We start from the raw sequence: 20,676 nt of genomic DNA on the forward strand, positions 1-20,676 counted from the left end.
CCCGCCACCGCAGGCCGACCCGCCACCGCAGGCCGACTGTGACCTCAGGTCGCCGGGGCGGACCGGGTCCGACGGTGTCGGCCGTACCAGGCGATGCCGATCGCCACGCCAACCCCGACACCGAGCGCGGCGGCGGCGACCGGCACTGCGGGGCGATCCCGCAACCGCCGCCCCAGTGGGATCGGGTGCCGGAACTCCAACACCGGCCAGGAGTTCTCCGCGGCGAGTTTGCGTAGCTGGCGGTCGGGGTTGACCGCGGTCGGGCGACCGACGCACTCCAGCAACGGCCGGTCCGTGTACGAGTCCGAGTAGGCGTACGAGTCGGTGAGGTCGTAGCCCCGCTCGAGCGCCAGCTCGCCCACCGCGTCCACCTTGGCCGGGCCGGCCGCGTAGAACTCGATCTCCCCGCTGTAGTGGCCGTCCACGACGGCCATCCGGGTGGCGATCACATCGGTCACCCCGAGTAGCGCCCCGATCGGCCGGACCATCTCTTCGCCCGAGGCCGAGACCAGCACGACGTCCCGGCCGGCGGCCTGGTGCTCCTCGATGAGGGTGGCGGCTTCGGCGTACACGTAGGGGTTGATCAGCTCGTGGAGGGTCTCCGCCACGATCTGCCGGACCTGCTCCACCTGCCAGCCCTTACAGAGTGCGGCGAGGTAGTCCCGGGTCCGGGCCATGGTCTGCTCGTCGGAGCCGCCCAGCCGGAACATCAGCTGCGCGTACGCCGACTTGACAACGTCACGTCGGGTTATCAGGCCGTCCCGGTAGAACGGCCGACCGAACGCCAGCGCACTTGACTTGGCGATGACGGTCTTATCCAGATCGAAAAAAGCGGCGCTTCGGCCCACGGCGCGCAAGTCTAGCCCGATGGTCTATCGTCTGCGGGGGCCCGGGTCCATCAACCCCTCGGATGTGCGACGTGATTGACGGTAGGCATGCTCCGCGTGACCGCGATCACACTCTCTGGGAAGAATTCAGCGGGGAGTGGAGGCTACACCACTCGACGTAGCCAGGCTCACTCAGGCAGACTGTCGACACAACAGGCGTTTCATTCTGCGGACAACCGACAGACCCCTCGGCGGTTGCACCCCCCGTGACCGCTGAGTGGTTCGGCTCGACCCCCCCGGAGCCGAACCCCGACGACCCCCGTCTTCCCCCCGACGGGGGTCGTCTCTTTGCGGGAGCGATGAATGCCTGACGTGGTGCCACCCCACCGTGACCGGTCGCCGGCTGGGGCGGCGGAGGTCAGGCCGACGACCTTGTCACGAGTGACTCCAACTCCTCGATGGTCAGCCAGTCGAACCCGCATACCCCGCAAGCGACACCGCGGCGTTTCGCTTCGGCCAGCTTTTTGGCAGTGGAGCGTGGGGTTGTCAATATCGGCGAGGGGCGCCAGCGGAGGCTACGACGTCCGGGCGAGAGCAGCCGAGAGATCTGTTGACGGCGGCGTGGGCGGGCAGGCTCCGAGGGCTCGGGTGGCTACGCCCGAGGTTCGCTGATAGCGGCTTCGATCCGCAGCCCGATCCCGGTGGCGACGAGCAAGCTAGCCAGAATGTGCGGATCCGTCGCCCCGTGGTCGCTCGCCAGCGTGATTGCCGAGACGAGGAAGCCGGCGACCAGGGCCACGGTAGCGAGGCTGCGGACGGTGGCAGCACGTTTCGAAGCAGGGCTCACCCACGGACCATATCGGAGCCTCGGAGCCGGCACCGTCCCGAACAGGGCCGTCGGCACCGGCAACGACCGTGGGGCGGCCGCCCGCTGAGGCCTCGCGGACGTAACAGATCAACTATACCGACGGACTCTGTCCACAGGTGCCGACTTCGTCCACAGATCGGCAGCCGGGGCCGCCCTCGGGTCGGTGGGGCCACGCAGGCTTCCAGACCAGCGAAGCCCGAGCCGACTGCTGGAGGCCGTGATGCCACCTCGCCCCGCCGTACCACCCCCGCGCCGCCTGCCTCTCCTCGTGACCTCCGACGACGCGCTCCTGGACGACCTACTGCGGCTCGCCGCGGCCGGTGGCGTTGAGGTTGACCTCGCACCGGACCCGGTGGCCGCCCGATCCCGCTGGGCCCCCGCGCCCTTGGTGCTGGTCGGCAGCGACCAGGCGCAGCCGTGCCTACGGGCGCGGCTGCCGCACCGGCGGCGGTTGGTGCTGGTCGGACACGCTGGACACCTCGACCCTGGCCGCGATGTGGCCGATCTGATGGGTGCCGAGTTCGTGGCCGTCCTGCCCGCCGCCGAGCCCTGGCTGGTCGACCGGTTCGTCGAGTGCGGCCCGGAGCAGGCTGACCCGGTAGCGGCCCACGTCGTCGCCGTCCTCGGGGGACGGGGCGGTGCCGGTGCCAGTGTCCTCGCCGGCGGGCTCGCTGTCACCGCGGCCCGCTCCCGGTTGCGGACGCTGCTGGTTGACGCCGACCCGCTCGGGGGCGGGCTGGATCTGGTGCTGGGCTGGGAACAACTGGGCGGGTTGCGCTGGCCCGCGCTGACTGACGCCGACGGCCGGGTGGACGCCTCGTCGCTGGTGCAGGCCCTACCCAGCCGGGGCGACCTGGTGGTTCTCTCGTGGGATCGAGGTGATCTTCAGTCGTTGCCGGCCGTGGCGATGGCGGCGACCCTCGACGCTGCCCGGCGGGCTCGCGACGTGGTCGTGGTTGACCTGCCCCGTCACCTGGATGGCGCGGCGGTGACCGCCCTACAGTCGGTCGACCGGGCCTTCGTCGTGGTACCCGCAGAACTCCGCGCAACCGCTGCTGCCGCTCGGGTGGTCAGCGCTGCCGCACCACACTGCGCCGACCTTTCCCTGATCGTCCGTGGTCCCGCTCCCGGCCGGCTCAAGGCCACCGAGCTCGCGCGGACCCTCGGGCTGCCGCTGGCGGGCACGGTGCGTCTGGAGCCGGCACTCGGCCGCGGCCTGGAACGGGGCGAAGCGCCGGCGGCAGATGGGCGGGGCCCACTGGCCGCCCTGTGTCAACGACTCATCAACGAACTGACCGGCGCGGCGCCGGGTGCGGCATGACCACGGCAGACGACGGCCTCGCCGCACGAGTCCGACAGCGAATCGCGTCCTCGTCGGCACCGGTCACCCCGGCAGCGATCGTCTCCGCCGTACGTGCCGAGCCGGCCGCCGCGGTGCTCGGCGACACCACGCTGCTTCGCCTCGCCGACCGGGTGCGCGACGACCTGGTGGGCGCCGGTCCGCTGGCCCCGCTCTTGGCCGATCCAAGGGTCACCGATGTTCTCGTCAACAACGTGCACGTCTGGGTCGATCGAGGGGAGGGCCTGAAAGAAGTCGCGGTGCCGGTGGGCTCGGTGGAGGACGTCCGCCGGCTTGCGCAGCGACTCGCTGCCAGTGCGGGCAGGCGACTGGACGACGGCTCACCGTACGTTGACGCACGGCTCGCCGACGGCACCCGGCTACATGCGGTCCTGCCACCGGTGGCCACTGACGGGCCATACCTTTCTCTGCGGACATTCCGGCAGCGACCGTTCACGCTCAACGAGATGGCCGGTCAGGGGGGCGTGCCACGGGCGGTCGCCCCGGTGCTGGCCGCGGTGGTGGCAGCCCGGCTCGCGTACCTCGTGGTCGGCGGCACCGGTTCCGGTAAGACCACACTGCTCAACACGCTACTTGGCCTGGTTCCCGGCACGGAACGAATCGTCTTGGTGGAGGACGCGGCTGAGCTGTACCCCGCGCATCCACATGTCGTCGGGTTGCAGGCACGGACTGCCAATGTGGAGGGCGCCGGTGCGGTGGGCCTGACCGACCTGGTCCGGCAGGCGCTGCGGATGCGACCAGACCGCCTCGTCGTCGGCGAGTGCCGGGGCCGGGAGGTGGTGGACCTGCTGGTGGCGATGAATACCGGTCACGAGGGTGGTGCAGGGACGCTGCACGCCAACACCCCCTCAGATGTGCCGGCTCGGCTCGAGGCACTCGGTCTCCTCGGTGGATTACCCCGGCCCGCACTGCACGCGCAGGTGGCGGCGGCACTCCAGGTGGTGCTGCATGTCCGCCGTGCGGATCGGGGACGGGCGCTGGATTCCATCTGCCTGCTCCTGCCGGAAGGCCCGGATCGGCTGGTCAGAGCGGTTCCGGTGTGGGGCCGGGACGGCGGCCCCGGCCCGGCAGCCCGGACCCTGGCCGAGTTGCTGGATGAGCGGGAGGTGGCGGTGCCACCGATCCTTCGGGGGCCCTGGCCCGGTCCGGCAGGTGTCAGATGACCTCGGCTCAGCTCCTGCTCTCGCTGCTCTTGGTCCCCCTGATGGTCGTCGCGGCGGGGTCGGTGGCCTGGCTCGTCCGTCAACGGGTCCAGACCCCCGCTGGCTCGGGTGTCGCTGACGACCCACTCGTGACCTGGGTTGCCAGCCTGCGGCACAGCACCCCGTCGCCTAGACGAGGGCTCCGGGCGGAGCGGGACGTGGCATGGTCGATGCCGTCGCTGGCGCAGCCCCAGCGGCGCGGGCAGGACCGCTCGGCAGGGCCGCCGCCCCGGCGTGACTCGAGGCGCCCGAGTGGGGTGGCTCCCCCGATCTCCGGTAGCCGCCGGGATGGTTCGATCTCCGTCACGCGGGTGGCGGGTGCACCGCCGATCTCCACCCGGTACCGCTCTCTGGCGGCAGCGCCCCGGCGCACTCTGCTGCTCTCGGCAGTCCTGGCCGCCGCCATGGGTGCCCTGCTGGGCGGCCCGGTCGCCGCTGTCGTAGCCGGTGCGTACGGCACACTGGGAGTCCGCGCGCTGCTGCGGCGACGGGCGGCCCGACAGGCTCACCAGCTCCGCCGCCGTCACCTCGAACAACTCTGTGATCTCGCCGCTGATCTGCGAGCCGGTCTGCCGGTGGGCCAGTCCACGGCGTTGTCGGCGGCCGGAAGTTCGGGTGGCACCCTGATCCGGGCGGCTGTCCGGCTCGCTGATCGCACCGGTGCGCCCCTCGCCGACTTGCTGGAACGAATCGACGTGGACGCCCGCGCCGCTGACCGGGGGCGGGCCACGGCGGCGGCGCAGGCGGCCGGGGCGCGGGCGACCGCCTGGCTGCTCGCGGCGCTTCCGCTCGGTGGCATTGGTCTGGGCTACGGCATCGGTGTCGACCCGGTCGCAGTGCTACTGCACTCGGCGGTCGGCGGTAGCTGTGCGGTCCTCGCTGTCATGCTCCAGATCGCTGGGTTGCTCTGGACAGAGCGGCTCACCACAATCCGCGGCGGGGAGATCGGATGACCCCGCCGGTGCTGACTGCCAAGCGTTGGTCCGTGTCAGCCCAGCCGTGCCGGGGCCGATGGAGGAGGCGTCGTCCGATCCGTCGGCTGCGCGACCTCGACCGGCACCCGCCCGGCCCGCCGCCGATCGGACCGGCGGGTGTGACCCCAGCGGAGTCCCGGCACCGGCGGGACGCGATTCGGCTCGTCGCAGGGCTCGCTGCCGTGGCGCTCGCTGTGCTGGCCGGCGGAGTGCCCGGCCTGCTCGGCGCCCTGCCCGTGGCGGTGCTGCTCGACCGCCTGCTGCATCGGGTCGAGTCACCGGCCGTCCGGGAACGGCGCCGACGGGAGAACGCAGCCCTGCCGCTCGCTGCTGACCTGCTCGCGTCGGCGATGCGCGCCGGCGCCCCGGTTGACCGTTCGGTACTGGCGGTGGCGGAGGCGCTCGACGGGCCCCTCGCGGAGCGGCTCGCCCGGGTCGGGCGTCTCCTCCACCTCGGAGCGGAGCCGGTGGAGGCCTGGTCAACGTTTGCGGCGGTGCCCGCCGCCGAGCGTCTGGTCGGTGCTGCGCTCCGTTCGGCAACCAGCGGCGCTTCCCTGGCGGGTGCCCTGGCCCGTCTCGCCGATGATCTGCGAGCTGATCGGACCACGGCGGCGGAGGCGACGGCCCGTCGGTCCGGGGTTCTGATCGTGCTGCCGTTGGGGCTCTGCTTTCTGCCGGCCTTCATTCTCGCCGGCCTGGTGCCGGTGATCGTCGCCGTTCTCGGTGACGTGCTCTGACCAACCTCGAGAAAGGATCATGGACATGCGCAGAATCACCGCCCGGCTGCGAGGTGACGCCGGGATGAACACCGCCGAGTACGCCGTCGGCACGCTCGCCGCAGTCGCCTTCGCCGGTCTCCTGCTCAAGGTGCTCACCTCTGACAGCGTGCAGACTGCGCTGACCGCCGTCATCGACCGGGCACTTCAGTGAGGCGGTGCCGGTGGGCCGGCCGAGATCGGGGCTCCTTCACCGCCGAACTGGCGGCCGGCCTGCCGGCGCTGCTCTTGCTCCTCTTCGTTGGTCTGACGGCGGTTGACGCGGTGGGCACCAAGGGGGCCTGTCTGCACGCGGCCCGGGAGGCGGCGATCGCGACATCCCGGGGTGCAGATGGGTGGGCCGTGGTCCGCGTGGTAGCCCCACCGGGCGCGAAGGTGTCGATCGACAGAGACGGGCAGCGGGTACGCGTCACTGTCCGCGCCCCGGTCCGGGCTCTTGGGACGCGAATGCCCCGGCTGATGGTCACGGCGACGGCCGTGGCCGTGCTCGAACCCGGCCCGGGGCCTTTCCCGCCGGTCGAAGCTGTCGTCGGTAGCGCCGGAGCGGGCGGGTGAACGGCGGTGGGAGTCGGGCTCGTCCTGCCGCTGGCCGGGACGAGGGGGCTCGGTTGGGACCGTGGGCGACAGGCGAGGGGAGGCGGCAGAGGTCCGCCGCTGGCGACCGCGGCGGTGCCACGGTTCTGCTGCTCGCGGTCGGCGTCGCATTCGTCGTCCTCGGGGTGGCGGGCGCGGCGGTCGGGGCGGCTCGGGTGGCCCGACAGCAGGCAGGCGTTGCGGCGGACCTCGGTGCGCTCGCCGGCGCGGCGGACGCCGCACTCGGCGTCACCACCGCCTGCGAGTCGGCCCGGGAAATCGTGACAGCGAATGGCGGCCGGCTCGTCACCTGCCGGCTCGACGGGTTGGATCTGTTGGTCACCGTGGAGGTGCCCGCCACCGTGCTGCCGGGCCTGGTCCGGGCCGCGACCGGACGGGCCCGCGCCGGCCCGCTGCGTGGCTGAAACGCACGCGCACCCGGCAGCTGGGCTGGCGCAGCGGCCGCGGGAGCGCCCGGGAAGGTGCCAAGCGGCCGGGCCGACGGCCCCGCAAGCTGAGCTTGGCCTTCCGGCAGCCGTGGCCTCGGATCAGCGGGACTGGAGCGCGTCCAGGGCGATGGCCATGGCGATGACCAGCCGACGATCGAGCTGTGGGTTGTGGATCTGCACGGCATACCGGTCGCGGAGACCCCACTTCTTCACGACCGAGAAGGCAGGCTGGCCGTTGGCGACGACATCGAAGTGGTAGGGCAGCCAGGACAGCGCCTCAACGAAGTGGCGGAGCAGGGCGACCGGCAGGGAGCGTTCCTCCCCGGTCACCTGGGGCAACCCGGGTTGCTCCAGCTGCCATGTGGAGCGCAGCAACGACTGGGCGAAGTTCTTGCGGAACAGGCCGATCGGGATTCCGGCATGATCCGTGATGTCGTAGGTAGTTGCCAGGTCAAGGCGCTGCGGTGCCGTGAACCCGAGTAACGGTTGCTGCTTTGTGTCGTCGGTGTAGATGGTTACCTGTTCCTTGAACGCGAGCCGTTTCTGCTGGGCGAACGCCAGTAGCTCCCCCTCCGAGCCGTCCGGCGCGACGGCATGGACCTCGTACTGGTTTGACGATGATCCGGATTCGCTGGCGGATGTGGAACTGCTGCTGGGCCTGGAGTGCGTCGGGGTGCATGCAATCTCCCTTCGGGTGGGGAGTCGTCGAAGCGTGGAGTGGTCGAAGGGCGGTGGCCGAAGCGGCGAGTGGTGAGAGCTTCGCGCGCCGCTGGTGCGCGGAGAGCCGGGCCCGTTGCCGCTCAGGAAGCCCGGCTGGCCTGAACCGCTCCGGACGGCAGGTTGGCCAGTACGATGTCGAGGACCCGGACCGCGTCCGCCTTGGACAGCGGATTGTTGCCGTTACCGCACTTCGGGGACTGGACGCAGGACGGGCAGCCGGAGTCGCAGCCACACTCCGCAACCACGTCCCGGGTCGCCCGCAGCCACCTCGCCGCCGTCCCGTACGCGCGCTCGGCGAAGCCGGCCCCGCCGGAGTGGCCGTCGTAGACGAAGACTGTCGGCGCGCCGGTGTCGGGATGCGTCGCGGTGGACAACCCGCCGATGTCCCACCGGTCGCAGGTGGCGGTCAGCGGTAGTAACCCGATCGCGGCGTGCTCGGCGGCGTGCAGCGCGCCCGGCACGTCGGCCGGGTCGACTCCACCCGCGGTGAGGGATTCCGGCGAGAGCGTGAACCACACCGCCACGGTCCGCAGCTCCCGGGCCGGTAGGTCCAGGGGTCGGGTGTCGATGACCTCGCCGGTGGCGATCCGGCGTCGCTGGTAGGACACGACCTGGCTGGTCACGTCGACCTCGCCGAGGAAGAGCCCGACCGGCCCGGCATCCACGTACGACCGGACCGCCACCACCGACAGTGAGGTGACATCGCGGGCGTGGGTGGACCAGTCCGGCTCCTCGGGGTGCACCAGTGCGCACCCGTCGGCGAGGTCGAGGGTGTCGACCACGTACGAGACGCCCTGGTGCAGGTAGACCGCCCCGGGGTGCAGCAGGAAGTGCGATGACCCACCGTCAACCGTGCCGAGGAGTCGTCCGGTGGCGGTCTCCACCACGCAGATCGGTGCGCCGCCGTCGCCACGGAGCTCCACCTGGGGGCGCTCTCGGTGGCGCCAGTACCACCCGGTGGGGCGCTGCCGGAGCGCACCGGCCTCGACCAGGGCGTCCACCGCCTCTTTCGCGCCCTCCCCGAACAGGTCCAGGTCGGCCGGGGTGAGCGGCGCCTCGGCTGCAGCGCAGGCGAGCTGTGGCCCGAGCACGTACGGATTGGTGGGGTCGAGCACGGTCGCCTCAACCGGGGTCCCGAAGATGGCCTCGGGGTGGTGGACGAGGTAGCTGTCGAGCGGGTCGTCCCGGGCCACCAGCACCGCCAGCGCCTCCTGGCCGGAGCGGCCGGCCCGCCCAGCCTGCTGCCAGAGCGAGGCGCGGGTGCCGGGATAGCCGCAGATCAGCACCGCGTCCAGCCCGACCAGGTCGACGCCGAGCTCGAGGGCGTTGGTCGAGGCCAGTCCGCGCAGTTCACCGCTGAGGAGGGACCGTTCCAGCTCGCGTCGCTCCTCCCGTAGGTAGCCGGCGCGGTAGGCGGCCACCTGGTCGCCCAGTCCGGAGAACACCTCGTCGAGGGCCCGTCGGGCGTTGGAGGCCACCGCCTCGGCCCCTCGTCGGGACCGGACGAAGGCGAGCGTGCGGACCCCCGCGGCCACCGCGTCGGCGAGGAGGTCGGCGGTTTCTCGCAGCGCGGATCGGCGCACCGGCGCGAGGTCGGTGTCATTGGGGGAGGTGGCCGGGGTGGGCAGCGTCGGCGGCTCCCACAGCGCGAAGGTCACCCCGCCGCGGGGCGAGGTGTCTGCGGTGACCGCCGCCACGGGCAGGCCGGTGAGTCGTTCCGCTGTCGCGGCCGGGTCGCCCGAGGTGGCGGAGGCCAGGACGAATACCGGCGTACGGCCGATGCGGGTGCACTGCCGGCGCAGCCGGCGCAGCACGTGTGCGACCTGCGAGCCGAAGACGCCCCGGTAGCTGTGGCACTCGTCCACCACCACGTACGTGAGCCGGCGGAGGAACCTCGTCCACTGGGCGTGACCGGGCAGGATGCCGTGGTGGAGCATGTCGGGGTTGGTCAGCACGAACCGGGCGTGCTGCCGGATCCACTCCCGTTCGGCGCGGGGGGTGTCTCCGTCGTAGCAGGCGGGGCGCACTCCCTCCAGCTCCAGCGCGGTGATGGCCCGTAACTGGTCAACGGCGAGTGCCTTGGTGGGAGCGAGGTAGAGCACGGTGGCGCGGGGGTCGGTGAGCAGCGTCGACAGCGCCGGTAGCTGGTAGGCCAGGGATTTGCCGGACGCGGTGCCGGTGGCGACGACGACGTGGTTGCCGGTGTGGGCGAGGTTGGCGGCTTCGGCCTGGTGCTGCCACGGTGTCGTCACGCCCTGCCGGGTGAACGCCGCCTGCAGGTCTGCCGAGACCCAGCTGGGCCACGGCGCGGGCTCGCCGGCGCGGGCGGGTACCCGTTCGACGTGGGTTACCGGGTCGGCGTCGTGCCGGGCGCGTAACTGGCTCAGCAGCTTCGCCGGGGACGGCCCGGGGGCTGCGGCTCGGGCAGCCGCGGGTGCCCCCGGCCGGCCGGGGCGCCGCGGCCGGGGTGCCGGGCTGTCGGAGGTCACGTCTGCACACTCGCACGGATGTTCGGGGATGGGTAGCGTTGGTCAGGGGCGAAGTGCCTGCCTGCCGGGGCGCTGGTGGTAACCAGTATTACTGGTGGTGATGGTTGAATGCCCGTGGAGAGTTTACGGCTCTTGCGAGGAGGGTCTGATGGAGCTGTCGCTGGCGACGCGCACCGTCGGGGGGTTCGCGGTGGTCGTGGTCGGCGGTGAGGTGGATGTCTACACCGCCCCACAGCTCCGGGAAAGGCTGTTCGAGTTGGTCGATGCCGGGGTTGAGCACGTCGTGGTCGACCTGGGCCGAGTCGACTTCCTCGACTCCACCGGGCTTGGCGTGTTGGTGGGTGTCCTCAAACGGCTGCGGACCGCCGGTGGCTCCTTCGCGCTGGTCTGCGACCGGGAGCCACTGCTGAAGATCTTCCGCATCACCGCGCTTGACCAGGTCTTCCCGCTGTATTCGACGGTTGACGCGGCGACCGGCGCGTGATGGCTGTGGTCCGTCTCTCCTTCTCGCCCGCGCCGGTGCACGTTCGCACGGCGCGGCTGGTTGGTGTCGCCGTAGCGCGGCGCGCCGGGGTCCGGCAGGGCCTGCTGGACGAGGTGCGACTGGCGATCGGGGAGGCGTGCACCCGGGCGGTGGCGCTGCACCAGCAGCACAACCTGCCTGACCCGGTGCGGGTGGAGATGTCCGATTACGGGACATATGCCGTCCGGGTGGTGGACCGGGCGCCGATCGAGCCTGGCGCCGATCTTGCGGCGTTGCCGCCCTACGAACTGGCCCGGGAGTCGCTCAGCGAGGACGCGTTGACCACCGGTGTCGGCTTCGCGCTGCTCGCTGGCTTCGTTGACGATCTCCTGGTGCGTCCGGCGGATGGGGGTGTCGGCACCGAGGTGCAGATGGTGTGGCCGCTCGACCGCTGAGCGCCCCGGCTCCACCCGACCCCTGCCAGGCCCTTCCACCCGACCCCTGCGCGGTCCGACCTGGGCAGACCGGATTTCGGTCGGGGCGGCCCCTGCCCTGGGCTCGGGCCGGCTGTCTCTGATCTCGATCGGCGCTTCGCTATATCAGAATTTCCCTCATAGCACAGCGACAAAGATCATTCCGACACGATGACCACCACGTGTGACCTCTGACACTGCGGAGGGCTACAGTACCCGGGTTGTCAGCAAGTGAACCCTTCCGCAGCCAGCGGGAACGGTGCTCCATCGCTGGTCCGCTCGGTGGGTTGGCGCGTGCTTGCGACACCGCATCCAGGCGCCGGCCCTGCGTCTCCACGGTCGGCGCGAGCGTTCGGTACAGGAGGACACAGATGTCCGACACCTTGGCCGCCGAGGGCGGCGGGATCTCCCTCACCGGGAGCAATGTCACGTACGTGGTTCTCGCCGCCGTGATCGCGGCCGTGGCGCTGGCTTTCGCCGCCGCGCTGACGCGGACCGTGCTGGCCGCCGGCAGGGGCACCACCAATATGCAGGAAATCTCGGGTGCGGTGCAGGAGGGCGCCTCGGCGTACCTGTTCCGGCAGTTCCGTACCCTGGCGATCTTCGTGGTCGTCGCCGTGCTGCTGCTCTTCCTGCTGCCGGTGCACGAGACCGACGGTAGCGAGACCGCGGTGAAGATCGGCCGATCGGCCTTCTTCGTCATCGGCGCACTCTTCAGCGCGTTCATCGGGGGAGCCGGCATGTGGCTGGCGACCCGGGCCAACCTGCGGGTCGCCGCCGCGGCCCGGGAACGTGTTGGTGGCCGGGAGGCCGCCATGCAGATCGCGTTCCGCACCGGTGGCGTCGTCGGCTTCCTCACCGTGGGCCTCGGTCTCCTCGGCGCGGCGTTGGTCGTCCTCTTCTACCGGAGCGACGCCCCGACCGTGCTGGAAGGCTTCGGCTTCGGTGCCGCGCTGCTCGCCATGTTCATGCGGGTCGGTGGCGGCATCTTCACCAAGGCCGCCGACGTCGGCGCCGACCTGGTCGGCAAGGTGGAGCAGGGGATCCCCGAGGACGACCCGCGTAACGCCGCCACCATCGCCGACAACGTGGGCGACAACGTGGGCGACTGCGCCGGCATGGCCGCCGACCTGTTCGAGTCGTACGCGGTGACCCTGGTCGCCGCGCTGATCCTCGGCCGGGCCGCCTTCGGTGAGCAGGGGCTGGTTTTCCCGCTGATCGTCTCCGGCATCGGTGTGATCGTCGCGATCATCGGCGTCTTCATCACCCGGCTGCGCACCTCGGACCGCTCCGGTCTCACCGCTATCAACCGGGCCTTCTACGCCTCCGCGCTCATCTCCGCGGTACTGGTGGCCGTCGCCGCCTGGACGTACCTGCCGGCCAGCTTCGCCGAGTTGACCCAGGGACTGGCCGACGTTGACCAGAACCCGCGCGTGGTGGCCATCGGCGCGGTCGTCATCGGTATTGTGTTGGCCGCCGCGATCCAGGCGCTCACCGGCTATTTCACCGAGACCGACCGGCGCCCGGTGCAGGACATCGGCCGCAGCTCACAGACCGGCCCGGCGACCGTCATCCTCGCCGGCATCGGCGTCGGTCTGGAGTCCGCGGTCTACTCGGCGCTGCTGATCGGGGCGGGCGTCTTCGGCGCCTTCCTGCTCGGCGGCAGCTCCATCACACTGTCGCTGTTCGCGGTCGCGTTGGCCGGTACCGGCCTGCTCACCACGGTCGGCGTCATCGTCGCGATGGACACCTTCGGTCCGATCTCCGACAACGCCCAGGGCGTGGCGGAGATGTCCGGCGACATCGATGCGGACGGTGCCCGCACGCTGACCGAGCTGGACGCGGTCGGCAACACCACCAAGGCGATCACCAAGGGCATCGCGATCGCCACCGCGGTACTGGCCGCGACCGCGCTCTTCGGCTCGTACACCGACACGCTGCGCATCGCCTACGCCGACGCGGGCATCACCGATGTCGGCGGCGAGATCCTCAACTCGCTGAACGTGGCGAACCCGCGGAACCTGGTCGGTCTGATCATCGGTGCCGCGGTGGTCTTCCTCTTCTCCGGGTTGGCCATCAACGCCGTGTCCCGCTCGGCGGGGGCGGTGGTCATGGAGGTTCGCCGGCAGTTCCGGGAACTGCCCGGGATCATGGACCGTACCCAGCGCCCCGAGTACGGCAAGGTCGTCGACATCTGCACCCGGGACGCGCAGCGGGAGCTGATGACCCCCGGCCTGCTGGCGATCATGGCGCCGATCGCGGTCGGCTTCGGGCTCGGGCCGGGCGCGCTCGCGTCGTACCTGGCCGGGGCGATCGGTGCGGGCACCCTGATGGCCGTCTTCCTGGCCAACTCCGGCGGCGCCTGGGACAACAGCAAGAAGATGGTCGAGGACGGCGCGTACGGCGGCAAGGGCTCCGAGGCGCACTCCGCGACGGTTATCGGCGACACCGTCGGCGACCCGTTCAAGGACACCGCCGGCCCGGCGATCAACCCGCTGATCAAGGTGATGAACCTGGTCTCACTGCTGATCGCGCCGGCCGTGGTGGCCTGGAGCGTGGGCGACGACCGCAACACCGGACTGCGGATCTCGATCGCCGTGGTCGCGACCCTGATCATTGTCGCCTCCGTGTTGTTCAGCAAGCGCCAGGGGGTATCGATGTCGGATGATCCCGGCGCGGGCACGGGCAGCCCGGAACAACGTCCAGCGGCGGTCCGGTCCTGATCTGTCCACACCGCACCGCGCACCCGCCGCCTTCCCGGCCCACGTCGGGAGGGCGGTGGTGCGGATACCCGGTGCACCTGATCGCTGTACGGGGCGGCGCGACACCGTACGCTGCAACGCATGCGTGTGTGCCGGGCGACAGCCGGAAGGCTGGCGGCAGTGCTGGCTGCGGTTGTCCTGATCACCGGATGCGGTGGTGGGCCGAGCCCCGGGGCGTGGGCGACGTCGGTCTGCTCCGCCCTGACCCCCTGGCGAGCCGAGATCAGGAAGCTCACCAGCAGCACCGACCAGCAGATGACCGCCCAGACCAGTCCGGCTCAGGCCAAGGAGAACCTGGTGCGGCTCTTCGACGGGGCGGCACGGGCCAGCGAGATGGCGCGGCACCGGGTGGAGCAGGCCGGTGTTCCCGACGCGGAGCAGGGCGCCGAGGTGTCCGCGCGGGTCCGCGCCTCGCTGGCGCGGATGCGGGACGCATACGCCAAGGCCCGGGACTCCATCGACAGCCTCAGCACGAGCGAGTCCACCGCCTTCTACGACGGGGTGCGGGATGCGGTCCAGATCCTGAACCAGGAGTACGAGGCCGGCGTGTTGGACGCCCGTAACCTGAACTCGGAGGAGCTGACCCGCGCCTTCGCCGAGGTCCCCGAGTGCCGTTGACCGGGCCGGTGGACGGGGAGTCGGCGCCGGGGCTCTTCCCGGCGCCCGAGCTGGCCCCGCCCGCCACCCGGGGCCGCGCCAGCCGGGCCGTGCGTCCGAGTGTTGCCGCCGCCCGGGCCGTGCGTCCGGGTGCGGCCGCCGCCCGGGCTGACTCGGCGGACCGCCAGCAACGAGGCCACGACGCGGGTTGTCAGCTGGCCTTCTTCGGCGTCGAGGCCACCGAACCCGCCGTCGGTGACCTGGCCGGCCTGCTCGCCGGACCCGCCGAGGGGTCCGTGATGGGAGGCACCGCCCGCCTGGCCGTGGTGGTTGACGATGCCTGGCGGGTGCATGTGCTGGCCGCCGAGTTGCAGGCGCGACACGTTCCCACGAGCTGGGCGGCGGCGGGCGGTGGACGGCATACCGTGCGGACGGCGTACACGAGGGTGCTGAAGCCGCTCGTGGCGGCGTGGCTGCGCGGCCCGGCGAAGCATCCCCCCGACGCCTTCCACCTGGATGGGCGAGGGCTGCGGCTGTGGTTCGTCGCGGCCGGTTCGATGGCGGAGTCCGCTGTCCTGCTTCGCCTCGGGACCGCTGCCCACCAGCGGGTGGGGGCGGCGCTCGCCGCGGTGGGGTTGCCCGCTTCGCCGGAACCGGGCCCGGCCGGCCTGGCCTACCGGTTCACCGGGCGTCACCTGCTGAACCGTTTCGCCGAACTGGTCGGCGACCCACCCCCCACCGTGCCCCAGGTGGCCTGGCCGTACCGCGGTTGAGCGGCGGCGCTCGACAGCCGCGACCCCAGGGTGGGCGGAGTGGCAGCTCCTCGGTCGGCACACCGCCCCGACCGGGTGCGTTGGGTCCCGTTCGTCACGGGAAGCGGTGGTCAGGCCTACGGGCAGTGTACGGTGACGCCGGGTCGGGTCCCTCCGGTGTTTGTCGCCCACGAAACCGGAATCCCGGACGACGCGTTACGTTGGACATCCGGGCTGTTGGGCACCGGCGGGGTCAATGCGCCCCGTACCGGACCCCACAGCGGTCGCGATGCGGGAGTGAGGTCGGAGAGAGACGTGCCGAGCAATGCTGGAACCACCCGTCTGGTCATCGTCGAGTCCCCGGCGAAGGCCAAGACGATCTCGGGCTACCTTGGCCCGGGGTACGTCGTGGAGGCCAGTTTCGGGCACGTCCGAGACCTGCCGCGAAACGCCGCCGATGTGCCGGCGAAGTACAAGGGCGAGGCGTGGGCCCGGCTCGGCGTCGATGTCGACAACGGCTTCCACGCCCTCTACGTCGTCTCGTCCGACCGCCGGCAGCAGATCAGTAAGTTGACCAAGCTGGCCCGGGAGGTTGACGAGATCCTCCTGGCTACGGATGAGGACCGGGAGGGCGAGGCGATCGCCTGGCACCTGGTGGAGACCCTCAAGCCGAAGGTTCCGGTCAAGCGGATGGTCTTCCACGAGATCACCAAAGCGGCGATCCGGGCTGCCGTGGCGAATCCGCGCGAGATCGACCGCGATCTGGTTGATGCCCAGGAGGCCCGTCGCATCCTCGACCGGTTGTACGGCTACGAGGTGTCCCCGGTGCTGTGGAAGAAGGTCATGCCGAAGCTCTCGGCGGGCCGGGTGCAGTCGGTGGCGACCCGCATCGTGGTCGAGCGGGAGCGGCAGCGGATGGCGTTCCGCAGCGCCGAGTACTGGGACATCCTCGCCACGCTCGCCGCCGAAGAGCCCGGTGGTGGTCCCCGCACCTTCAACGCCACCCTGGTCGCGCTCAACGGTGACCGGATCGCCACCGGCAAGGACTTCGAGCCGACCACCGGGCGGGTCCGTCCCGGTGCCGGGGTGGTGCACCTGGACGAGGGCGGGGCCCGAGGTCTGGCCGCCCGGCTGGCGGACCGGCCGTTCACGGTCACCCGGGTCGAGGAGAAGCCATACCGTCGCCGCCCGTACGCGCCGTTCATCACCTCGACGCTGCAGCAGGAGGCGGCCCGCAAGCTGCGTTTCTCCTCGCAGCAGACGATGCGCACCGCGCAGCGGCTCTATGAGAACGGCTACATCACCTATATGCGTACCGACTCGGTGAACCTGTCGGAGACCGCCATCGCCGCGGCCCGTCAGCAGATCGTCGAGCTGTACGGGGAACGTTGCGTTCCGCCGGAGCCGCGTCGCTACACCGGCAAGGTGAAGAATGCGCAGGAGGCGCATGAGGCGATCCGTCCCGCGGGCGACACCTTCCGCACCCCGGGTGAGCTGCGCAACGAGCTGTCGGTTGAGGAGTACAAGCTCTACGAGCTGATCTGGCGGCGCACCGTCGCCTCCCAGATGACCGATGCCGTGGGCTCCAGCGTCTCGGTGCGGATCCGTGCCGTGACGGCGGCCGGTGAGGAAGCGGACTTCGGCGCCACCGGCAAGACCATCACCGACCCGGGCTTCCTCCGCGCCTACGTGGAGTCCAGCGACGACGAGAACGCCGAGGCGGAGGATGCCGAGCGGCGCCTGCCGACGCTGGTGAAGGACCAGCCGCTCACCGGTGAGCAGCTCGCCGCGCAGGGGCACCACACCCAGCCGCCCGCCCGTTACACCGAGGCGTCCCTGGTTAAGGCGCTGGAGGAGCTGGGCATCGGCCGTCCCTCCACCTATGCCTCGATCATGCAGACCATCCAGGACCGGGGGTATGTCGTCAAGCGTGGCCAGGCGATGATCCCGTCGTTCCTGGCCTTCGCCGTGGTCGGGCTGATGGAGCGGCACTACCCGCGCCTGATCGACTACGGCTTCACCGCCAGCATGGAGAACGAGCTGGACGAGATCGCCGGTGGCGACCACGCGGCGGTGGACTTCCTCACCGCGTTCTACTTCGGCACCACCAACGGCGCGGGTGACCAGGATATTGCCCGCTCCGGTGGGTTGAAGAAGCTGGTCACCGAGAACCTGAGTGAGATCGACGCGCGGAGCGTCAACTCGATTCCGCTCTTCAGCGACGACCAGGGGCGGCCGGTCGTGGTCCGGGTGGGCCGTTACGGGCCGTACCTGCAGCGGGAACTGCCCGGGGAGGCGGCCGCCGTCGAGGGTGAGGAGGGCGGCGGTCAGGGCGACCGGGCTCCGATTCCGGAGGGGCTGGCCCCGGATGAGTTGACTCCGGAGAAGGTGCACGAGCTCTTTCTCGGTGGCGGTGGTGAGCGCAAGCTCGGGGAGGATCCGGCCACCGGAGAGCCGATTCTGCTCAAGTCGGGCCGGTTCGGCCCCTACGTGGCCAGCGGGGAGCGCAAGTCGTCCCTGCTGCGCTCCCAGTCGCCGGACGGCCTCACCCTCGACGAGGCGCTGCGGCTGCTGAGCCTGCCGCGGCTGGTCGGTGTCGATCCGGAGGGCAACGAGGTCTTCGCGAACAACGGCCGCTACGGCCCGTACGTGAAGCGGGGCGAGGAGTTCCGGTCGCTGGAGTCCGAAGAGAAGATGTTCACGGTCACGCTGGACGAGGCGCTGGCGCTGCTGGCCGCCCCGAAGACCCGGCAGCGTCGGGCTCCCGCACCTCCGCTGCGGGAGTTGGGTGCCGACCCGTTGACCGAGAAGCCGCTGGTCATCAAGGATGGCCGGTTCGGGCCGTACGTGACCGACGGGGAGACCAACGCGTCGCTGCGGCGGGGTCAGACGCCGGAGGCGCTGAGCCTGGAGCAGGCGTCGGAGATGCTCGCCGAGAAGCGGGAGAAGGGCCCGGCACCGCGGAAGAAGGCGGCCAAGAAGGCCGCGCCGGCCAAGAAGACGACGCCGGCCAAGAAGGCGACGGCGACGAAGAAGGCGGCGGCGACGAAGAAGACCGCGGCGGCGACCAAGGCGGCGAAGAAGACGGCGACGGCGAAGAACACCGCGGCCAAGGCGGCGAAGCCGAAGCGGGCGGGCAGCGCGGCCGAGTGACGCGTCCACCGGCCCGCGGTCAGCCGAGGTGAGACGGGCCGGGTGTGGTCAGCCGAGGACGCGGGACAGGTGTGCGCTGGCGAACACCCGGTGCGGGTCGAGCCGGTCCCGGACGGCCCGGAAGCTGTCCCACCGGGGATAGGCGGGGGCCAGGGAGGCCGCGTCGCGCCAGTGCAGTTTGCCCCAGTGCGGCCGGCCGCCAAGCCCTTCGGCCAGCTCTTCGACGGCGCGGAAGTACGGCTCGTACGGCATCCCCACGTACTGGTGGACGGCGAGGTACGCGGAGTCCCGGCCGTAGCCGTGCGAGAGCCAGATGTCGTCGGCGGCGCTGAACCGGACCTCGACCGGGAAGAGGACTTTGACCGGCAGCCGGTCCACGATGCGGCGGAGGTCGGCCAGGGCCGGAGCGAGGGCCGCGCGGGGCAGCGCGTACTCCATCTCGACGAAGCGGACCCGACGTGGGCTACAGAAGACCGCGTCGGAGGGGCCGGTGTAGCGGCGTTCGGTGAGCACCCGCGCGGCGACGGAGCTGATGCGGGGGGCGAGTGCCGGTAGGGCCCGGCCGAGCCGACAGGCCCCGGCGAGAACCGTGTTGGAGAGGAACTCGTCGTTGAACCAGCGGTGCCAGTGCGGCAGCGGACGGTCGTTGACGGGCACCCGGTCGTTGCTCTTGATCTGGACCCGGTCGGTGTAGGGGAACCAGTAGAACTCGACGTGGTCGTGTCGCGCTACCAGCTCGGGCAACTCGGCCAGCACTCCGGCCAGCGGGGCGGGCCGCTCGTGTGCCTGCAGCACGAACGCGTCCACACAGCTCAGGGTGACATCGACCAGGACGCCGAGCGCGCCGAGCGAGACCCGGGCGGCGGCGAAGACCTCCGGGTGCTCGTCGGCGGAGCAGTGCAGCACCTCGCCGACGCCGGTGACCAGGGTGAGTGCGGTGACGAAGGTGGACAGGCAGCCGTACCGGGCTCCGGTGCCGTGGGTGCCGGTCGAGATCGCGCCGGCCACGGTCTGCGCGTCGATGTCACCGAGGTTGGGCAGGGCCAGGCCGTAGCCGGCGAGTAGCCGGTTGAGGTTTCGTAGCGTGGTGCCGGCGGGTACCGTGACCAGCCGGCGATCGAGGTCGACCCGCACCTCGTCGGCCAGGTCCGTCAGCTCCATCCGATGACCGTCGGTCCGGGCGACGGGGGTGAAGGAGTGGCCACTGCCAACCGGGCGGATCCGCTCCCCGGCTGCCGCGGCGGCCCGTACCGCCGCCGCGATGTCGGCGCGTGAGGTGGGGCGTAGCACGCTGGTGGCGGTGTCACGCTGATTGCCGGCCCAGTTGGACCAGGCGCTTACGGAGCTTGCGGTAGCGGCCATGGACGCTCCTCGAAATGAATATGAAGTGACTTCATATCAGGAACGTTGTGCCTGGTAAATACCGTAATCGAGTTCCGCTCGTTGTACCGGTAGTCACGGACTCGTGACGTGCAGATATGTTCTTCCGTCGAAGGGGGGTGGCGAGTGTCCACACCAGCCGCCACGACCGGGCCGCTGCGCCGCGTACCGGTGCAGGGTCGAAGTGTCGCTCGAGTCCAGCGAATGCTGGACGCCTGTGCGGAGCTCGTCGACGAGGTGGGGTACGAGGGGCTGACCACGACGCTGCTCGCCGAGCGCGCCGAGGTGGCGATTGGGTCGGTCTATCAGTTCTTCCCGGACAAGCGGGCGATCGTGCAGGCGTTGACCCTGCGCACAATGGAGTCCTATCTCCAGCGGCTCGACGAGAGGTTCGCCTCGAACGACCTCACCCACTGGTGGGATGGGGTTGACGCGGCGATCGACGAGTACATCACGATGCACCGCACCGTTCCCGGGTTCCGTACCCTGCACTTCGGCGACGTGGTCGACCTGCACCTGCTCGATGAGCAACGGGACAACAACGGGGTGATCGCGGACCAACTGGCTCGTGTTCTCACCGAGCGCTTCGGACTCACCGACGTCCCGGAGCTCCAGTTCCATCTCGAGATCGCGGTCGAGGGTGCTGATGCGCTCATCCAGCTGGCGTTCCGCCGGCGGCAGGAGGGTGACGACCGGGTGCTCGTCGAGGCCAAGGCGTTGATTCGGGAGTACCTGTACCGCCAGGTTGACGATCGGGGGGGCGTCGACCGGCCGGTGGAGGTCGCCCAGCCAGCCTGACCGGCGTCCCGCCGCCCGGACCGGTTTCGAACGGTCCGGGCGGCGGGACCCGGGCTCCGG

Annotated in this window: 18 protein-coding genes and 1 pseudogene; 14 read left to right on the forward strand and 5 right to left on the reverse strand. The window is 71.0% G+C overall.

Going from position 1 to position 20,676, the window contains the following annotated elements; translation table 11 throughout:
• Positions 1-44: 44 nt before the first annotated feature.
• Together AC1UKG_RS21365 and AC1UKG_RS21370 are read right to left on the reverse strand one after the other, a co-directional pair.
• Positions 45-848 (reverse strand): HAD-IB family hydrolase, encoded by an 804-nt coding sequence (locus tag AC1UKG_RS21365; protein ID WP_018731265.1) that lies wholly within the window; start codon positions 846-848, stop codon positions 45-47.
• Between the two features lie 631 nt (positions 849-1,479).
• Positions 1,480-1,674, reverse strand: a complete 195-nt coding sequence (locus AC1UKG_RS21370) for a hypothetical protein (RefSeq protein WP_026271469.1) — start codon at positions 1,672-1,674, stop codon at positions 1,480-1,482.
• Between the two features lie 289 nt (positions 1,675-1,963).
• Between AC1UKG_RS21370 and ssd the strand changes: the two genes are divergently transcribed.
• From ssd to AC1UKG_RS21405, 7 genes are read left to right on the forward strand one after another with little or no spacing between them, the layout of a single operon-like run.
• The gene (gene ssd, locus AC1UKG_RS21375) at positions 1,964-3,016 is read left to right on the forward strand and encodes a septum site-determining protein Ssd (RefSeq protein ID WP_018814396.1); all 1,053 of its coding nucleotides are present in this window, start codon (positions 1,964-1,966) and stop codon (positions 3,014-3,016) included.
• The gene (locus AC1UKG_RS21380) at positions 3,013-4,218 is read left to right on the forward strand and encodes a TadA family conjugal transfer-associated ATPase (protein ID WP_482643131.1); all 1,206 of its coding nucleotides are present in this window, start codon (positions 3,013-3,015) and stop codon (positions 4,216-4,218) included. The genes ssd and AC1UKG_RS21380 overlap by 4 nt, the downstream gene beginning before the upstream one ends.
• A complete protein-coding gene (locus tag AC1UKG_RS21385; protein ID WP_482643130.1) occupies positions 4,215-5,210 on the forward strand; it encodes a hypothetical protein in 996 nt (331 codons plus the stop codon). The genes AC1UKG_RS21380 and AC1UKG_RS21385 overlap by 4 nt, the downstream gene beginning before the upstream one ends.
• On the forward strand, positions 5,207-5,968 hold the full coding sequence (locus tag AC1UKG_RS21390; RefSeq protein WP_475890200.1) for a type II secretion system F family protein: 762 nt from the start codon (positions 5,207-5,209) through the stop codon (positions 5,966-5,968). The genes AC1UKG_RS21385 and AC1UKG_RS21390 overlap by 4 nt, the downstream gene beginning before the upstream one ends.
• Before the next feature lie 19 nt (positions 5,969-5,987).
• On the forward strand, positions 5,988-6,161 hold the full coding sequence (locus AC1UKG_RS21395) for a DUF4244 domain-containing protein (protein WP_018738504.1): 174 nt from the start codon (positions 5,988-5,990) through the stop codon (positions 6,159-6,161).
• Positions 6,158-6,562 carry a TadE family type IV pilus minor pilin gene (locus AC1UKG_RS21400; RefSeq protein WP_018743847.1) on the forward strand — a complete coding sequence of 135 codons (405 nt, stop codon included), beginning with the start codon at positions 6,158-6,160 and terminating at the stop codon, positions 6,560-6,562. Before AC1UKG_RS21395 ends, AC1UKG_RS21400 begins: the two co-directional genes overlap by 4 nt.
• Positions 6,563-6,615: 53 nt before the next feature.
• Positions 6,616-7,005, forward strand: a complete 390-nt coding sequence (locus AC1UKG_RS21405) for an Rv3654c family TadE-like protein (RefSeq protein WP_018743848.1) — start codon at positions 6,616-6,618, stop codon at positions 7,003-7,005.
• 123 nt (positions 7,006-7,128) lie between these two features.
• On the opposite strand, the pseudogene AC1UKG_RS21410 reads toward AC1UKG_RS21405, so the two are convergent.
• Positions 7,129-7,708 (reverse strand): annotated as a pseudogene (locus tag AC1UKG_RS21410) (LURP-one-related family protein).
• A gap of 121 nt (positions 7,709-7,829) precedes the next feature.
• Positions 7,830-10,238: a DEAD/DEAH box helicase gene (locus AC1UKG_RS21415; RefSeq protein ID WP_482643129.1), complete on the reverse strand. Its 2,409-nt coding sequence runs from the start codon at positions 10,236-10,238 to the stop codon at positions 7,830-7,832.
• Between the two features lie 148 nt (positions 10,239-10,386).
• Here AC1UKG_RS21415 and AC1UKG_RS21420 point away from each other — a divergent pair, with 148 nt between their 5' ends.
• From AC1UKG_RS21420 to topA, 6 genes are all read left to right on the forward strand, one after another.
• On the forward strand, positions 10,387-10,722 hold the full coding sequence (locus AC1UKG_RS21420) for an STAS domain-containing protein (RefSeq protein ID WP_018743851.1): 336 nt from the start codon (positions 10,387-10,389) through the stop codon (positions 10,720-10,722).
• Positions 10,722-11,156 (forward strand): ATP-binding protein, encoded by a 435-nt coding sequence (locus AC1UKG_RS21425; protein ID WP_018743852.1) that lies wholly within the window; start codon positions 10,722-10,724, stop codon positions 11,154-11,156. Before AC1UKG_RS21420 ends, AC1UKG_RS21425 begins: the two co-directional genes overlap by 1 nt.
• A 389-nt stretch (positions 11,157-11,545) precedes the next feature.
• Complete coding sequence (locus AC1UKG_RS21430) at positions 11,546-13,897, forward strand: sodium-translocating pyrophosphatase (RefSeq protein WP_018743853.1); 2,352 nt, start codon at positions 11,546-11,548, stop codon at positions 13,895-13,897.
• Positions 13,898-14,017: 120 nt separating this feature from the next.
• Entirely contained in the window at positions 14,018-14,554 is a 537-nt protein-coding gene (locus AC1UKG_RS21435) for a hypothetical protein (protein ID WP_026271466.1), read from the forward strand.
• The gene (locus tag AC1UKG_RS21440) at positions 14,545-15,306 is read left to right on the forward strand and encodes a hypothetical protein (protein WP_018743855.1); all 762 of its coding nucleotides are present in this window, start codon (positions 14,545-14,547) and stop codon (positions 15,304-15,306) included. The genes AC1UKG_RS21435 and AC1UKG_RS21440 overlap by 10 nt, the downstream gene beginning before the upstream one ends.
• A gap of 294 nt (positions 15,307-15,600) precedes the next feature.
• On the forward strand, positions 15,601-18,438 hold the full coding sequence (gene topA, locus AC1UKG_RS21445; RefSeq protein WP_482643128.1) for a type I DNA topoisomerase: 2,838 nt from the start codon (positions 15,601-15,603) through the stop codon (positions 18,436-18,438).
• Positions 18,439-18,486: 48 nt separating this feature from the next.
• Here the strand turns inward: topA and AC1UKG_RS21450 are convergent, their stop codons facing one another.
• Positions 18,487-19,800 carry a D-arabinono-1,4-lactone oxidase gene (locus AC1UKG_RS21450; RefSeq protein WP_482643127.1) on the reverse strand — a complete coding sequence of 438 codons (1,314 nt, stop codon included), beginning with the start codon at positions 19,798-19,800 and terminating at the stop codon, positions 18,487-18,489.
• A 222-nt stretch (positions 19,801-20,022) separates the two neighbouring features.
• On the opposite strand from AC1UKG_RS21450, the gene AC1UKG_RS21455 reads away from it, so the two are divergent.
• On the forward strand, positions 20,023-20,616 hold the full coding sequence (locus AC1UKG_RS21455; RefSeq protein WP_018743858.1) for a TetR family transcriptional regulator: 594 nt from the start codon (positions 20,023-20,025) through the stop codon (positions 20,614-20,616).
• Positions 20,617-20,676 lie beyond the last annotated feature (60 nt).

It is taken from the genome of Salinispora sp. CH2A1_6 (assembly GCF_056820975.1).

Excerpts from the sequence above, each read along its gene's own strand:
- AC1UKG_RS21380 (WP_482643131.1), top strand. The coding sequence starts at position 3,013 with ATGACCACGGCAGACGACGGCCTCGCCGCACGAGTCCGACAGCGAATC.
- AC1UKG_RS21385 (WP_482643130.1), top strand. The coding sequence starts at position 4,215 with ATGACCTCGGCTCAGCTCCTGCTCTCGCTGCTCTTGGTCCCCCTGATG.
- AC1UKG_RS21390 (WP_475890200.1), top strand. The coding sequence starts at position 5,207 with ATGACCCCGCCGGTGCTGACTGCCAAGCGTTGGTCCGTGTCAGCCCAG.
- AC1UKG_RS21395 (WP_018738504.1), top strand. The coding sequence starts at position 5,988 with ATGGACATGCGCAGAATCACCGCCCGGCTGCGAGGTGACGCCGGGATG.
- AC1UKG_RS21420 (WP_018743851.1), top strand. The coding sequence starts at position 10,387 with ATGGAGCTGTCGCTGGCGACGCGCACCGTCGGGGGGTTCGCGGTGGTC.
- AC1UKG_RS21425 (WP_018743852.1), top strand. The coding sequence starts at position 10,722 with ATGGCTGTGGTCCGTCTCTCCTTCTCGCCCGCGCCGGTGCACGTTCGC.
- AC1UKG_RS21430 (WP_018743853.1), top strand. The coding sequence starts at position 11,546 with ATGTCCGACACCTTGGCCGCCGAGGGCGGCGGGATCTCCCTCACCGGG.
- AC1UKG_RS21435 (WP_026271466.1), top strand. The coding sequence starts at position 14,018 with ATGCGTGTGTGCCGGGCGACAGCCGGAAGGCTGGCGGCAGTGCTGGCT.
- AC1UKG_RS21450 (WP_482643127.1), bottom strand. The coding sequence starts at position 19,800 with ATGGCCGCTACCGCAAGCTCCGTAAGCGCCTGGTCCAACTGGGCCGGC.
- AC1UKG_RS21455 (WP_018743858.1), top strand. The coding sequence starts at position 20,023 with ATGCTGGACGCCTGTGCGGAGCTCGTCGACGAGGTGGGGTACGAGGGG.